The 15,353-nt window shown below is 60.7% G+C and carries 16 protein-coding genes; 13 read left to right on the forward strand and 3 right to left on the reverse strand.

Annotated elements, in window-relative coordinates; translation table 11 throughout:
• Position 1 precedes the first annotated feature (1 nt).
• Positions 2-1,816 carry a sigma-54-dependent Fis family transcriptional regulator gene (locus tag E3O56_RS12200; protein ID WP_248128329.1) on the reverse strand — a complete coding sequence of 605 codons (1,815 nt, stop codon included), beginning with the start codon at positions 1,814-1,816 and terminating at the stop codon, positions 2-4.
• Between the two features lie 372 nt (positions 1,817-2,188).
• On the opposite strand from E3O56_RS12200, the gene E3O56_RS12205 reads away from it, so the two are divergent.
• The 11 genes from E3O56_RS12205 (at position 2,189) to E3O56_RS12255 (ending at position 12,378) form a co-directional block, all read left to right on the forward strand.
• Complete coding sequence (locus tag E3O56_RS12205) at positions 2,189-3,283, forward strand: ABC transporter ATP-binding protein (protein ID WP_057703149.1); 1,095 nt, start codon at positions 2,189-2,191, stop codon at positions 3,281-3,283.
• Positions 3,283-4,380, forward strand: a complete 1,098-nt coding sequence (locus E3O56_RS12210) for an ABC transporter ATP-binding protein (protein WP_148853871.1) — start codon at positions 3,283-3,285, stop codon at positions 4,378-4,380. Before E3O56_RS12205 ends, E3O56_RS12210 begins: the two co-directional genes overlap by 1 nt.
• Positions 4,377-5,243, forward strand: a complete 867-nt coding sequence (locus E3O56_RS12215) for a sugar ABC transporter permease (protein ID WP_005789024.1) — start codon at positions 4,377-4,379, stop codon at positions 5,241-5,243. Before E3O56_RS12210 ends, E3O56_RS12215 begins: the two co-directional genes overlap by 4 nt.
• A gap of 10 nt (positions 5,244-5,253) precedes the next feature.
• Entirely contained in the window at positions 5,254-6,054 is an 801-nt protein-coding gene (locus E3O56_RS12220) for a carbohydrate ABC transporter permease (RefSeq protein WP_003232361.1), read from the forward strand.
• 11 nt (positions 6,055-6,065) lie between these two features.
• Positions 6,066-6,338, forward strand: a complete 273-nt coding sequence (locus E3O56_RS12225) for a DUF2160 domain-containing protein (RefSeq protein WP_003192011.1) — start codon at positions 6,066-6,068, stop codon at positions 6,336-6,338.
• Between the two features lie 32 nt (positions 6,339-6,370).
• Positions 6,371-8,113, forward strand: a complete 1,743-nt coding sequence (locus tag E3O56_RS12230) for an ABC transporter substrate-binding protein (protein WP_003192009.1) — start codon at positions 6,371-6,373, stop codon at positions 8,111-8,113.
• Positions 8,114-8,261: 148 nt separating this feature from the next.
• Positions 8,262-8,456: a stability determinant gene (locus E3O56_RS12235; RefSeq protein ID WP_078821576.1), complete on the forward strand. Its 195-nt coding sequence runs from the start codon at positions 8,262-8,264 to the stop codon at positions 8,454-8,456.
• Positions 8,456-8,731: a type II toxin-antitoxin system RelE/ParE family toxin gene (locus E3O56_RS12240; protein WP_032880728.1), complete on the forward strand. Its 276-nt coding sequence runs from the start codon at positions 8,456-8,458 to the stop codon at positions 8,729-8,731. Before E3O56_RS12235 ends, E3O56_RS12240 begins: the two co-directional genes overlap by 1 nt.
• Before the next feature lie 186 nt (positions 8,732-8,917).
• Entirely contained in the window at positions 8,918-10,297 is a 1,380-nt protein-coding gene (locus E3O56_RS12245) for an iron-containing redox enzyme family protein (protein WP_248128331.1), read from the forward strand.
• 11 nt (positions 10,298-10,308) lie between these two features.
• Positions 10,309-11,253: a class I SAM-dependent methyltransferase gene (locus E3O56_RS12250; protein WP_228308501.1), complete on the forward strand. Its 945-nt coding sequence runs from the start codon at positions 10,309-10,311 to the stop codon at positions 11,251-11,253.
• Positions 11,254-11,259: 6 nt separating this feature from the next.
• Positions 11,260-12,378, forward strand: a complete 1,119-nt coding sequence (locus E3O56_RS12255; protein WP_248128332.1) for a carboxylate-amine ligase — start codon at positions 11,260-11,262, stop codon at positions 12,376-12,378.
• A gap of 29 nt (positions 12,379-12,407) precedes the next feature.
• Here E3O56_RS12255 and E3O56_RS12260 read toward each other — a convergent pair whose 3' ends face one another.
• Entirely contained in the window at positions 12,408-12,839 is a 432-nt protein-coding gene (locus E3O56_RS12260) for a hypothetical protein (protein ID WP_148853875.1), read from the reverse strand.
• 92 nt (positions 12,840-12,931) lie between these two features.
• Positions 12,932-13,720: a helix-turn-helix transcriptional regulator gene (locus E3O56_RS12265; RefSeq protein WP_248128334.1), complete on the reverse strand. Its 789-nt coding sequence runs from the start codon at positions 13,718-13,720 to the stop codon at positions 12,932-12,934.
• Between the two features lie 85 nt (positions 13,721-13,805).
• Here E3O56_RS12265 and E3O56_RS12270 point away from each other — a divergent pair, with 85 nt between their 5' ends.
• Together E3O56_RS12270 and E3O56_RS12275 are read left to right on the forward strand one after the other, a co-directional pair.
• Positions 13,806-14,804: a bile acid:sodium symporter family protein gene (locus tag E3O56_RS12270; RefSeq protein ID WP_148853876.1), complete on the forward strand. Its 999-nt coding sequence runs from the start codon at positions 13,806-13,808 to the stop codon at positions 14,802-14,804.
• Between the two features lie 86 nt (positions 14,805-14,890).
• On the forward strand, positions 14,891-15,253 hold the full coding sequence (locus E3O56_RS12275) for a type 1 fimbrial protein (protein WP_248090015.1): 363 nt from the start codon (positions 14,891-14,893) through the stop codon (positions 15,251-15,253).
• Positions 15,254-15,353: the final 100 nt, after the last annotated feature.

A 15,353-nucleotide genomic window follows, 5' to 3' on the forward strand; every position in this document is an offset into this window, starting at 1 on the left:
ATCAACCTTCGTGCTGGCGCAGGCGCTTGTACAGGGTGTTGCGGCTCACTCCCAACTCCCGCGCCAGGTGGGAAATATTGCCGCCCACGGCTCGCAGGCGTTGGTTGAGGTCAAGATTTTCATCCAGGCGCTCGCAGGTGGGCAGCGGCGCCGTTTGCTTCAAATCGGTAAAAAAATCATCGGGCAGATGTTCTGCGCGGATCGGCTGCTCCTCGGCCATCGCCAGCGCCACCTGTAACACGCTGCTCACCTGACGCAAATTGCCCGGCCACGGATGTTGCTCGAATAACCCCAGCACCTCGGCACTCAGCCCGGCCCACTGGTTCGGCTCGCGATGTTGCTGCCACAGTTGCTGGAATAACGCTTGCTTGTCGGTGCGCTCGCGCAATGGCGGCAACTCCAGGGTCAGGCCACCGATGCGGTAGTACAAATCCTCGCGGAAGCGCCCGGCCTGCACCAGCTCGCGCAGTGCGCGGTTGGTCGCCGAGATGATGCGCAAATCCACCGGGAACACCTCACTGCTGCCCACCGGTTGCACACAGCGCTCCTGCAACACCCGCAACAGGCGGGCCTGGGTCGGCAAGGGCATATCACCGATCTCGTCGAGAAACAGCGTGCCCTTGTCCGCCTTGCGAATCAGGCCAATGCTGCCTTTCTGATTGGCGCCGGTGAAGGCGCCTTTTTCGTAGCCGAACAGTTCCGATTCCACCAGCTCAGCCGGAATCGCCGCACAGTTCACAGCGATCAATGCCTGTCGGCTGCGCGAGCTGGCCTGATGCAGGGCTTTGACGAACACCTCTTTGCCCACCCCAGTCTCGCCGTGAATCAGCAATGGAATGTCCTTTTCCAGCAGGCGTTCGGCCTGGCGCACCGCTTTCTCCATGCGTACATCGCCAAAATGCAGGGTCTTGAGGTTGATCGAGGTCGGCGCTGGCGGCGGTTGGCTGAACACCCGGGCCTGCACTGGCATCTGCCTGGGTCGCTTCAACAGGCACTGGAAGCGGTTGCGCCCAGCCGCCTGCAACGCAAACGGCAACCCTTCGGGCTGGTTGAGCAACTCCAGCAGCGACACCTTGAACAGACTGTCGATCATCACCCGCGACAGGCTGATGCCCAGCAGGTTATCCGCACGCCGATTGGCTGATAGTACCTGGCCGCTTTCATCAAAGATCAGCAGGCCGGCCCACTGGCTGTCGAGGTTGCTCAAGCCGGTGTTGAAGGTCAGTTGGAAATGTTCGCCACGGAACAGGTTGAGGATCAGCCGGTTTTCCACGGTCTGACTCATCATCTTGACCATGCCCAGGGTGTGGGAGGGCGGCAGGTAGCTGTCGCTGGACACATCCAGCACCGCGATGATTTCGCGCTGGGCGTCGAAAATAGGCGCCGCGGAACCGGTCATGAAACGGTTGGCCTTTAGGAAGTGTTCATCGTGCTCGATATGCACGGCCTGGGCGCAGGCCAGCGCGGTGCCGATGGCATTGGTGCCGCTGGCACGTTCCATCCAGCTGGCGCCGGGGCTGAAGCCACGGGCCAGCTTGGGTTCGATAAACCGCTGGGTGCCCCACGACGTCAGGACCTGGCCCTGATTGTCAGCCAGCATGATCAGGCAGTTGGAGTTGCTGAGGATGTTTTCATAGTAGGGCAGTACTTCCTGGTGCGTGGTCTGCACCAGTGAATGCTGGCTTTCCAGGAGTTGACTGATGCCTTCGGCGGGCAGTTGATCAAAGCTTGGCGTGCTCTGGTGGTCCAGGCCGAAGGCGCGGCAACGTCGCCAGGATTCCTGGATAAGGGTGTCGTGTGCCAGTGGTTCGGCCATGGTGCGACCTTCATTTTTATTGTTATTGTTATTGGATGTGCACATTCAACCATTGAAATGGGTTCAAGTGTGGGAGGGGCGGTGCGACGATTCGACTTGCTCCCGATAGCGGTATGTCAGTGAAAAGATGCTGACTGATACACCGCTATCGGGAGCAAGCCCCCTCCCACATTTTTATCTTGTGTTGGTCATGAGAGTGTTGTTCAGAACTGTTCATTGTCAACCCCGAAAGTGTTCAGTTGTTCAGCCACTTTGTTCACTCCTGAACATCACCATTAACCCATTCCCTTACGCATCAAGCGCTTGCAGTTTTGGCACGAAACTCGCTCTGACACCTGGCCAGATTCATTCCAATAATAAAAAGGTCGTGTCATGTCATTGACCCTGGAACATGTCTCCCGCGTTGTCGACGGCCAAACCTGGATCGACGACGCCAACCTGCGTTTTGAAGCCGGCTCTTTCAACGTCTTGCTCGGTCGCACCCTGTCCGGCAAAACCAGTCTGATGCGCCTGATGGCTGGTCTGGACAAGCCCGACAGCGGCCGCATCCTGATGAACGGCGTAGACGTTACGCAAAAGCCGGTACGCCTGCGCAATGTGTCGATGGTCTACCAGCAGTTCATCAACTATCCCACCATGACCGTATTCGAGAACATCGCCTCGCCGTTGCGCCAGGCCGGTGTGTCCAACGAGCTGATCCAGAGCAAGGTGCTGGAAACCGCCAGGATGCTGCGCATCGAGAAGTTCCTGCAACGCCACCCGCTGGAACTGTCCGGTGGCCAGCAGCAGCGCACCGCCATGGCCCGCGCCCTGGTCAAAGACGCCGAACTGATTCTGTTCGATGAGCCCCTGGTCAACCTGGACTACAAACTGCGCGAAGAGCTGCGTCAGGAAATGCGCGAACTGTTCAAAGCGCGCCACACCATCGCCATTTACGCTACCACCGAACCCAACGAGGCCCTGGCCCTGGGTGGCACCACCACCATTCTTCACGAAGGCCGGGTGATCCAGAGCGGCAAGGCCGCCGAGGTCTATCACCAGCCGCAAACCGTTCTGGCCGCTGAGCTGTTCTCCGAACCGCCGATCAACCTGATGCCAGGGCGCATCAGCGGCAACGAAGTGAGCTTCGCCAATTTCGTGCATTTCCCACTCAACGTCGACCTGCGCCCCATCGGCGAGGGCGAGTTCCGTTTCGGCGTGCGTCCCAGCCATATCAGCCTGGTACCGAGCAATGACGATGACCTGGAGCTGGCGGTGACCGTGGAAGTCGCCGAGATCAGCGGCTCGGAAACCTTCCTGCATGTGCGCAGCGAGCACTTCCTGCTGGTGCTGCACTTGCCGGGGGTGCATGAGTACGATGTGGACGCGCCGATCCGCGTGTATATCCCCACCCATAAACTGTTTGTGTTCGATGGACAGGGCCGTTTGGTCCAGGCCCCCGGGCGCCGTGTTGCGAGGGTTGCCTGATGGCCGAGATCCATTTGCGTAACCTGGCCCATAGCTATAGCCCCACGCCAAAAGGGCCTGACGACTACGCCATTCGGGAAATGAACCATGTGTGGGAGCAGGGCGGTGCCTACGCGTTGCTCGGGCCGTCGGGCTGCGGCAAGTCCACGTTGCTCAATATCATCTCCGGCCTGCTCAGCCCCTCTGAGGGCCAGGTGCTGTTCGATACCCAGGTGGTCAACGACCTCACGCCGGAGAAACGCAATATCGCCCAGGTGTTCCAGTTCCCGGTGGTGTACGACACCATGACGGTGTTCGACAACCTGGCCTTCCCGCTGCGAAACCAGGGCATGGCCGAAGCGAAAATCCACAGCAAGGTGCAGGAAATCGCCGAAGTTCTGGACCTGCAAACCCTGCTGAGCAAAAAAGCCCGCAACCTCACCGCCGACGAAAAACAGAAAGTCTCCATGGGCCGTGGCCTGGTGCGCGATGACGTGTCGGCGATCCTGTTCGACGAGCCGCTGACGGTGATCGACCCGCACCTGAAATGGAAACTGCGGCGCAAGCTCAAGCAGATTCATGAGCAGTTCAATATCACTATGGTCTACGTCACCCATGACCAACTGGAAGCCTCCACCTTCGCCGACAAGATCGCGGTGATGTACGGCGGGCAGATCGTGCAGTTCGGCACACCGCGTGAGTTGTTCGAGCGGCCGAGCCACACCTTTGTCGGCTATTTCATCGGCAGCCCTGGGATGAATCTGATCGAAGTGCAGGCCAAGCCTGGCGGCGTAGGCTTTGCCAACACACTGCTGCCGTTGTCCGACGCGTTGCAGCAACGTATCCATGCGACCGACTGCAAAAAACTCCAGGTTGGCATCCGCCCGGAATTTATCCATGTATGGGATGACCACAACCCTGACGCCCTGCAAGCCGACGTCACGCATGTGGAGGACTTGGGCACCTACAAGATCATGACCCTCAACCTCGACGGCGCCACGCTCAAAGTGCGCCTGGCCGAAGACAAACCGGTGCCGGAGGGCAGGGCGTCCATCAGCTTCCCCGCGCAATGGCTGATGCTTTACGCCGACGATTACCTGCTGGAGGTGGCGCCATGAACAAGGTGCAGAACAACAAGGCCTGGTGGCTGGTGTTGCCGGTGTTCCTGCTGGTGGCGTTCAGTGCGGTGATCCCGATGATGACCGTGGTCAATTACTCGGTGCAGGATATTTTCGACCAGTCCAGCCGCTACTTCGTCGGGGCCGACTGGTACAAGCAGGTGCTGCTCGATCCACGTTTGCATGACTCGTTGCTGCGCCAGTTCATCTACTCGGCCTGTGTGCTGCTGATTGAAATCCCGCTGGGCATCGCCATCGCCTTGACCATGCCGACCAAGGGGCGCTGGTCATCGCTGGTGCTGATTATCCTCGCCATTCCGCTGCTGATTCCATGGAACGTGGTCGGCACCATCTGGCAGATCTTTGGCCGTGCCGACATCGGCCTGCTGGGTTCGACCCTCAACGCCATGGGCATCAGCTACAACTATGCGGCCAACACCATGGACGCCTGGGTCACCGTGCTGGTGATGGATGTGTGGCACTGGACCTCGTTGGTGGCGCTGTTGTGCTACTCGGGTTTAAGGGCCATTCCGGACGTCTACTACCAGGCCGCGCGGATTGATCGTGCATCGGCCTGGGCAGTGTTCCGACATATCCAGTTGCCGAAGATGAAAAGCGTGCTGTTGATCGCGGTGATGCTGCGCTTCATGGACAGTTTCATGATCTACACCGAGCCTTTCGTACTCACGGGGGGCGGGCCGGGGAACGCCACCACCTTCTTGAGCCAGACGCTCACCCAGATGGCCGTAGGCCAATTCGACCTGGGCCCGGCGGCGGCGTTTTCGCTGGTGTATTTCCTGATCATCCTGTTGGTGTCCTGGCTGTTCTACACCGCCATGACCCATTCCGACGCCAACCGCTGAGGCCACCGACATGAGCAAGCGCAAGCTTATTCCGTTACTGATTTATATCCTGTTCCTGCTGGTGCCGATCTACTGGCTGCTGAACATGTCGTTCAAGAGCAACACCGAAATCCTCGGCGGCCTGACCCTGTTTCCCCAGGATTTCACCCTGGCCAACTACAAAGTGATCTTCACCGACCCGAGCTGGTACACCGGCTATCTCAACTCGTTGTACTACGTGAGCCTGAACACGGTGATCTCTCTGAGCGTGGCGTTGCCGGCAGCCTATGCGTTCTCGCGCTACCGCTTCCTGGGGGACAAGCACTTGTTCTTCTGGCTGCTGACCAACCGCATGGCGCCGCCTGCGGTGTTTTTGCTGCCGTTTTTCCAGCTGTATTCCTCCATCGGCCTGTTCGATACGCACATCGCCGTGGCCCTGGCCCATTGCCTGTTCAACGTGCCGTTGGCGGTGTGGATCCTTGAAGGCTTCATGTCCGGCGTGCCCAAGGAAATCGACGAAACCGCCTACATCGATGGCTATAGTTTTCCCAAGTTCTTCGTGAAGATCTTTATTCCGTTGATCGGCTCCGGCATCGGGGTGACTGCGTTTTTCTGCTTTATGTTTTCCTGGGTCGAACTGCTGCTGGCGCGCACGCTGACTTCGGTCAACGCCAAGCCCATCGCGGCGGTAATGACCCGCACGGTCTCTGCGTCGGGTATTGATTGGGGGGTACTGGCGGCAGCGGGGGTATTGACTATCCTCCCGGGCATGTTGGTGATCTGGTTTGTTCGCAACCACGTGGCCAAGGGCTTTGCCCTGGGCCGGGTCTAGAGGAGTCGATGATGGAATGGATGGCCTGGACCACCCCCACTGCGCTGTTCTTTGGTGGCATCGCCCTGATTCTGGCGGGCATGACCACCTGGGAACTGCGTTCGCCGAGCATTCCGCGGCGCGGGTTGCTGCCGATCAGCACCACCCGTGGTGATCGCTTGTTTATCGGTCTTCTCGGCAGCGCCTACCTGCATTTGCTGGTCATCGGCGTTACCGACTGGAGCATCTGGGTGGCGTCCGCGCTCTCCCTGTTATGGCTGTTGAGTGTGATGCGTTGGGGCTAATGCCCTTATGAATAAACAACCAGGAGGTCTCTATGTTGAATAAAAACAATAAGCTGCGACATAGCATTTCATTGGCCGCCGTACTGGCCCTCAGCGGTTTGAGCGCTTCGGCCTGGGCCGATGCGTATGAAGATGCCGCGAAAAAATGGATCGGCAGCGAGTTCAAGCCCTCGACTCTCACCGAAGCCCAACAGCTTGAGGAATTGAAGTGGTTTATCAAGGCGTCGGAGCCCTTCCGTGGGATGAAGATCAACGTGGTGTCGGAAACCCTCACCACCCATGAGTACGAATCCAAGGTACTGGCCAAGGCGTTCAGTGAAATCACCGGCATCAAGCTGACCCACGACCTGCTACAGGAAGGCGACGTGGTGGAGAAGCTGCAAACCCAGATGCAGTCCGACAAGAATATCTATGACGGCTGGGTCAATGACTCGGACCTGATCGGTACGCACTTTCGCTACGGCAAGACCGAGTCCATCACCGACCTGATGGCCAACGAAGGCAAGGACTTCACCTCGCCGACCCTGGACCTCAAGGACTTTATCGGCCTGTCCTTCACCACCGCGCCGGACGGCAAGATCTATCAGCTGCCCGACCAGCAGTTCGCCAACCTCTACTGGTTCCGCGCCGACTGGTTCGAACGCCCGGAGCTGAAAGCCAAGTTCAAGGAAAAATACGGCTACGACCTCGGCGTCCCGGTGAACTGGTCGGCCTATGAAGACATCGCCAAGTTCTTCAGCGAAGACGTCAAGGAAATCGACGGAAAGCGCATCTACGGGCACATGGACTACGGCAAGAAAGACCCGTCCCTGGGCTGGCGCTTTACCGATGCGTGGTTTTCCATGGCCGGCGGCGGTGACAAGGGTTTGCCCAACGGCTTGCCGGTGGACGAGTGGGGCATTCGTGTGGAGGACTGCCACCCGGTGGGTTCCAGCGTGACCCGCGGCGGCGACACCAACGGCCCGGCGGCGGTGTTCGCCACACAAAAATATGTGGATTGGATGAAAGCCTACGCGCCGCCGGAAGCGGCGGGCATGACCTTCTCCGAATCCGGCCCGGTGCCGTCCCAGGGCAACATTGCCCAGCAGATTTTCTGGTACACCGCGTTTACCGCCGACATGGTCAAGCCGGGCTTGCCGGTGGTGAATGCCGACGGTACGCCGAAATGGCGCATGGCGCCGTCGCCGGTCGGGCCGTACTGGGAAAAGGGCATGAAGAAGGGCTATCAGGACGTAGGCTCCTGGACCTTCCTCAAGTCCACGCCTGAGAAGCAGAAACTCGCGGCCTGGCTGTACGCGCAGTTCGTCACCTCCAAAACCGTGTCACTGAAGAAAACCATCGTGGGCCTGACGCCGATTCGTGAGTCGGATATCAACTCCCAGGCCATGACCGACATGGCGCCCAAGCTCGGGGGCCTGGTGGAGTTCTACCGCAGCCCGGCGCGCACCGAGTGGTCGCCTACCGGCACCAACGTGCCGGACTACCCACGCCTGGCGCAACTGTGGTGGAGCAACATCGCCGCCGCCGCCAGCGGCGAGAAAACCCCGCAACAGGCGCTGGACAATCTGGCCAAGGAGCAGGACGCGATCATGACGCGCCTGGAACGCTCCAAGGTGCAACCGGTGTGCGGCCCGAAAATGAACCCCGAGCGTGACGCGCAATACTGGTTCGACCAGCCGGGCGCGCCGAAGCCGAAACTGGCCAACGAGAAGCCCAAGGGTGAAACCGTGAACTACAACGATCTGCTCAAGCAGTGGGAGGCGGCGCGCAAGTAACAGCGCTGAGTGAGTACGACGCAACGGCACGTTTACGTGCCGTTTTGTTTGAAGCTTGAAGTGCGACGCCCTGCATTTCATCCGGTGGTTCGAGACAGCCCGCCAGGTTGCGACTAAACTGCTGAGCATTCATACAGGAGGTTATCTGATGGGTGTTCAACTTTCCCCAATTGTTTCCGAGTTTGAAACCGAAGAGCAGGCGAGTAGTCATGATCTCTGGTTTCGTAAAAAAGTCGAAAAAAGCTTGGCCAACCCCGGCCCCGGTGTACCTCATGACGAGGTCATGGCACGAGTTGAGGCGATTATTCTGCAAGCAGAGCTTGAGCAGCGGGCCAAGGCTTGATGTTGGCCGTTGTTTGGCTTGACGAAGCCATCGGCGACCTGATTGATATCGTGACTTTTATCGCAGCAGAAAACCCCGGCGCTGCACGACGCATCAAGACCCGCCTGGAAGGCGCGCCTCTACCACTGGCTGAGCACCCCTATCTGTATCCGTGCGGCCGGGTGCCAGGTACTCGTGAGGTGGTTGTACATCCCAATTATGTGCTGGTGTATAGAGTGACTGCTGAGCGGATCGAAATAGTCAACGTATTGCACGCCCGGCAAGAATATCCCTGAGCCTCCCGCCTTCGTATTTCATCAGCGAGCGCCTTTACTGCGACCGCTTATCCCCCCCTTCATAACCTCATTTGAATTTTCCGCACGCCCCGACGCTCTGCATTCTAGAAGCGCGTGAAGTTGAGCGCTCTTGCGGGGCCACCTTGTGGAAGGCCCGTTGTAACGGACTTTGCGGAAACTGCCATCATGACACTCCTTACAGCGCTGTCGGGCCAGCCGGCCTCTCTCACCGACTCGGCCCAGGGCCGCCATCAACGGGTGTATCGACAGCTGTACGGCGAAACGCCAGACGCCGCCGAACTGGCGCGTGACTACCTGCAGGATCAATTGGCCCAGGTAGAGGAAACCGACTGCGACTTGCCTGAAGCGCCCGAACACCTGGCGGCCTGGGTCGAACAGCGCTGCGCCGTCGTGGCCCAGGCCTATGCCGACTACCTTGAGCAGCGCCAGCAAGGCCGGCCACGGCGTTATTTTCACAACAAAGCCCACGCGTTGTATGTCCTGCAGCGTGTGGCACCGACCAAACTGGTGGACGGCGCCTGGCTCTACGGCCTGCTGCACTATTGGCAAGACCAGCGCTTCGACGGCTTGCTCACTACCTATCTGGAGGAATTGGGCGACGGTGAGGCCGCGCAGAACCACGTGGTGATCTATCGCAAGTTGCTCAGCGACCACGATGCCGACAGCGAAGCCGGCCTTGAGGATGAGCACTACCTGCAAGGTGCGCTGCAACTGGCCCTGGGCCTGTGCGCCGACCAATTCCTGCCGGAAGTCATCGGCTACAACCTGGGCTACGAACAGTTGCCGCTGCACCTGCTGATCACCGCTTACGAACTCAGCGAACTGGGCATCGACCCCTATTACTTCACCCTCCACGTGACCATCGATAACGCCAGCAGCGGCCACGCCAGCAAGGCCGCGCAATCGGTGTTGGGCCTGCTGCCGCTGGGCGAGGGCAGGGCCGCGTTCTACCGCCGCGTCGCCGCTGGGTATCGCCTCAACGATCTTGGCCCGGGTACCACGGCTGTCATCCAGCAGTTCAACCTGCACGACGAAGTGGTCGCGATGCTTGAGCGCAAACGCACTTTCGGCCAGCACATGCATTCGGACTACTGCCGCTTCGAAGGCCAGACCGTCAACCAATGGCTGGCCAAGCCGGGGCAGATCGGCGATTTCCTCACCGCCTTGCAGGACAAGGGCTGGATCAAGCGCAACCAGGACCCTGCCGACAGCCGTTTCTGGCAGTTGATCGAGGGGGCCGGCGCGGCGATGTTCGGGGTATTCAGCGCGGCGGAAAAACAGCTGCTGCATGACTGGATCGCCGGTGACTGGGCCAGCGGCCAGCGCGTGCCGCCGGTACGGCCGGGGCGCGGCAGTCGGCTTGCCCGCGAACAGCAATGCCCGGCGGACCCCGACACCCAGGCCCTGGCCGATTCACTGTGGAACCTGCCCGACGAGCAACAGCTCAATGCGCTGATCCCATGGATGTCAGCGCGGCGCCACAGCAGTCCCGCAGGCTTGTACGCCACCCGCCGCTTTATCCAACTGCGTGCGCGTTTGCGCTAAGGAATGTGCCTATGTCTGCCCAACAACTCGCTGATCGTGCCTTGCTGAACCTGGGCCGGGGGTTGAAGGAAAGCGGTTACCGCTTCATTACGCCGACGCCCTTGACCCATGAGCGCGTCTACCGGCGTTTGGCGACGCCGCTGGCGATGACGCTGCGCGACGTATTCGGCTGGTCGATGCCGTTCGACCACGACCTGTTGCCCGAGGCGTTTCGCGAAGAGTTGCAGCAAGCCGATGTGATCGAAAAGCACGATGCCTTATGGCGCAGCACGGTGCGTTGGTCGAGCCTCGACGATCTGCTGTTCGCCCATTCGCCGTATCCCACGGTACAAGCGGATGCGGTGTTCTTCGGCCCCGACAGCTACCGTTTTGCCCAGGTGATCGAAGCCCATTTGCAGCAGCGTTTCGAACCGCTCAAGCGTGCGGTGGACATTGGCTGTGGCGCCGGTGTGGGTGCCTTGGTGGTTGCCCGGGCCAGGCATGACGCCCAGGTGCTGGCGGTGGACATCAACCCGCGTGCCCTGCGCCTGACCGCCGTGAACGCCGAGCTGGCCGGGTTGAATAATGTCAGCGTGTACCACAGTGACGTGCTGGCCAGCGTCGAAGGGCAGTTCGACCTGATCGTCGCCAACCCGCCGTACATGAACGATGACCGCCAGCGTGCCTATCGCCATGGTGGCGGGGCGTTGGGGGAGCAGTTGTCGGTGCGCATCGTCAGCGAGTCCCTCGCACGCCTGGCTCTGGGCGGCAGCCTGTTGCTGTATACCGGAGTGGCGATGGTGGCGGGTGGCGATCCTTTCCTTGGCGCGGTCAAGCCGTTGCTGGGCAGTGATGCCTACGGCTGGACCTACCGCGAACTGGATCCTGATGTCTTCGGCGAGGAGCTGGAAAAACCTGGCTATGAACGTGTGGAGCGCATCGCGGTGGTTGCGCTCACCGTTACCCGACTGCGTTGACCCTTGATGCTCACTTTCGGCATCGAAGAAGAATACTTCATCACCGATCTGCACACTCGCCGGATGCTCGGCGAGCCTTCGACAGCGGTGCTGGCGGCGTGTCGTGAGGCGATCGGCGCAGGCTTTGCGTATGAAATGTTCCAGGGCCAGATCGAGGTCGCGTCACCGGTATTCAGTGCCAGCGCTGAAGCCGCGGATTACCTGGCGACAGTGCGCCGCAATCTGGCGCAGCGCCTGGGTGAATTTGGCCTCGGCGTGGTGTGTGCCGGCAGCCATCCGTTGGCCGACTGGCGCGAACAGCGGCCTACTGACCAAGCCCATTTCCAGCAGTTGTTCGACGATATTCAATACGTAGCGCGGCGCAGCGTATTGTGCGGGCTGCATGTGCACGTGCAGGTGCCGCACACCCATGACCGCATCGCCGTGATGAACCAGGTGTCACCGTGGCTGCCGCTGCTGTTGCTGCTCAGTTGCTCCTCGCCATTGTGGGATGGCGCGCCCAGCGGCTTTATGAGCTACCGCCAGGCCGCTTGTGATGAATGGCCGCGCATGGGCGTGCCGGAACATTTCGCCGATTGGAACGAATACCTGCGCTATCTTGCGTTGCTGCATCGCATGGGTGCAATCAAGGCCGATGGCAACGGCTGGTGGGGCATTCGCCCGGCGGCGCGTTACCCAACCCTCGAACTGCGCATGACCGACGCCTGCCCGCGGTTGGCGGATGCCCTGGCCCTGGCCACGCTGTTTCGCGTCATGGTCACCCATGCCTGCGGCCTGGAGCGACCCGGCGCCGGGTTCTGTGCGCAAACGCGCTGGCTGCTCAAGGAAAATCGCTGGCAGGCCAAACGCTACGGCGCGGGCGGTCACTTTGCGTTGGACGACACAGGCGCCATGGGCAGCGCCGAACAGTGGTTGCACTGCGCGCGCCAGACGTTCGGTGCCACCGCAGAGGCCCTGAGCGAGCCGCGGCTGTTCGATACGCTGCAAGCGCTGCTGCGGCGCGGCAACAGTGCCACCGAACAGTTACGTTGGTACGCCCAGGCCCGCGCCGACGGTGCCGATGAGGTGGGCAGCCTGGGCAGCGTGGTCGACCATTTGCTCGCTCAGAGTCGCGGCGACCATTGATGGGCTGCGCACAGGCGCCTTTTGATGTGTCAGGCCATGGCTTGCGGCTGAATACGCAACTCGCCGTCCACATCCTTGACCAAGCCACTGGCCACGAACAACGGCGCCAGGCGCTTGTGCAACTGCGGCTCGACAAACTCCTTGACCGTGTCCAGCACCAGCACGCCACTGAGCGGCAACTCGGCCTTGGTGTACGACAGCCATGCCTTTTTCAACGCCATCAACACATCGCTGCCCGCCGTCGAAGCGAAACGGCGATGCACCGGCTTGGCGTCGAAGGCGAAGGTGTGCTGGAACTCATAGCCGCTTTCGTCACCGTCACTGGCAGCGCAACGCACGCACGTGCAGGGGCCATCGCCGAAGGCGCTGCGCAGGTAGGCGTTGAAGTCCACCACGGGCTTGAGTGACAGGCGCTTATCGACCTCGAACAGGTCCCCGGTCATTTTTTCGTCAGTGTTCAACGTCCATTTCCTCGCAGTCGGTTGCTGTGTTTCAAAGCGCGGCACAATACCAGCCGAGCGTGGGTTTGGGGATTATTTGCGTCGTGGGAGGGTCAGCGGAAGAACTCACCGGGGGTGGAATCGAACTGCTGACGAAATGCATTGATAAACGCTGAGGTCGATTCATAGCCACACCCCAACGCCACATCCGTCACCCGCTCGCCTCGCTCCAGGGCGGGCAGGGCGCTCAGCAGTCGCAGGCGCTGGCGCCACGCGCGGAACGTCAGCCCGGTGTCCTTGAGGAACAAGCGGCTGAGGGTCTTTTCGCTGACGCCCAGCCTGGGGCTCCAATCCCCCAGGGTGGTCTGCTGCTCGGGGTGCAGGTTCAAGCTGTGGTAAATCTGCCGCAGCCGCGGGTCGTGGGGTAGCGGCAGCATCAAATCCACCTGGGGGGCGGCTGCAAGTTGGTCGAGCAGCACCTGGGCCAGGCGCCCATCCGGCCCATCTTCAGCATATTCCACCGGCACCTGGCTGAAATTACGGATCAACTCGCGCAAAAAACTGCTCACTTCCAGCACCTGACACCGTTCGGCCGCCCAGGCGGTGACGCTGCAATCGAGGTACAAGCTGCGCATTTCGGTATGGGGCGAACTGAACACCCGATGGGGCATGCCTGCCGGAATCCAGACGGCGCGCTGCGGGGGCGCGACGAAACGGCCGACGCTGGTGTGGATCTCCAGCACCCCGGAAATCGCGTAGGACAACTGCACCCACGGGTGGCTGTGCCGTCTTGTCAGCGCCCGATTGGGCAAGGACTCGGTACGCCCATACACCGGCCGTGGCAGGCTGGAAAGCCCGGGCACACTGCGCCGCACGGTTTTTTCATGTCCTTTTGGCGGCATTTACTGGCTCATTGGCGTTAGTCGGTAAAGGATCGTTACGTTAGAGTCGCCGGGACGCTCTTGGCAACCCCTGGAAGATTTGCTTATGACCCGCCCGCGCTTTCTGCCCGACAACTTCACCCTGACCCTGATCGCCACAGTGATCCTTGCCTCGCTGCTGCCGGCCAGCGGCCAGACCGCCGTGGCCTTCGGCTGGGTGACCAACCTGGCCATCGCGCTGCTGTTTTTCCTGCACGGCGCCAAGCTGTCGCGCCAGGCCATCGTCGCCGGCGCCGGCCACTGGCGCCTGCATTTGTTGGTGTTCAGCCTGACCTTTGTGCTGTTCCCGTTGTTGGGCCTGGCGCTCAAGCCAGTGCTGTCGCCGCTGATCGGCACTGAGCTGTACATGGGCATGCTCTATCTGTGCGCGTTGCCGGCCACTGTGCAATCAGCGATTGCCTTCACGTCCCTGGCCCGCGGCAATATCCCGGCGGCGATTTGCAGTGCGGCGGCTTCCAGCCTGTTCGGTATCTTCCTGACCCCGCTGCTGGTGGCGCTGCTGCTGAACGTACACGGCGATGGCGGCTCCACCGTCGACGCGATCCTGAAGATCAGCGTGCAGTTGCTGCTGCCATTCATTGCCGGGCAAATCGCCCGCCGCTGGATCGGCGACTGGGTCGGGCGCAACAAATCCTGGCTGAAATTTGTCGACCAGGGCTCGATCCTGCTGGTGGTCTATGGCGCATTCAGCGAAGCGGTCAATGAGGGCATCTGGCACCAGATCCCTCTGTGGCAACTGGGCGGTCTGGTAGTTGCCTGCTGCGTATTGCTCGCGTTGGTGCTGGTAGCGTCCACGTTGTTGGGCAAGGCATTCGGTTTCAGCCAGGAAGACCGCATCACCATCCTGTTCTGCGGCTCGAAGAAAAGCCTGGCCACCGGCGTCCCTATGGCCCAGGTGCTGTTCGCCGGGGCGAGCATGGGCGTGCTGATTTTACCGTTGATGCTGTTTCACCAGATCCAGCTGATGGTGTGCGCGGCGCTGGCTCAGCGTTATGCCCAGCGCCCGGAAACCATCCCCGAGTTGATGGGGCAGGTGGATCCGTGATGCACCTCTCATTCCCAGACAAATAAGCTCAAGTTAACCGCTGCGCCGACGACTAACTTCTTACTAACCCAAGAAGGAGTCTCGGCATGAACGTTCGTCGATTTGCGGTAGTGACAGGCCTTCTTTGCCTATGGGCAAGCACCTGCGGCGCGGCGCAGACAGTCGGGCAGGGCACCATCAGGTTCACTGGCGCCATCGTCGAGCCGGGGTGTGCGACAAATGCGCGCAGCGGGTCGGTGATGGAACTGCGCGGCTGTGCCAGAGTGAGTCGCGGCAGCCGCTTCGAGGTGCGCCATGTGGCGCCGGTGGCCAGCGTCAATGCGGCCCATGTGCGGCTGGTGGCAGACAGCGGCGAGGGGCGCTATTACGACCAGCGCTATCTGCTGGTAGACGCCGCCGGCAAGCCCATTGAGTCCGGCAACTACATCATTACCATGACGTCGCCATAAGCCATCGGGCGACGATCCGCATCAACAGCCGTGCGAGAAACCTATAGAATGCTCGGCGGCGGCGCTTGTCCTGGGTGGCCGCTTGATCATCGCCAGAGTA

This window comes from Pseudomonas sp. W2Aug9, assembly GCF_023127755.1.
Lineage (GTDB): Bacteria > Pseudomonadota > Gammaproteobacteria > Pseudomonadales > Pseudomonadaceae > Aquipseudomonas > Aquipseudomonas synxantha_A.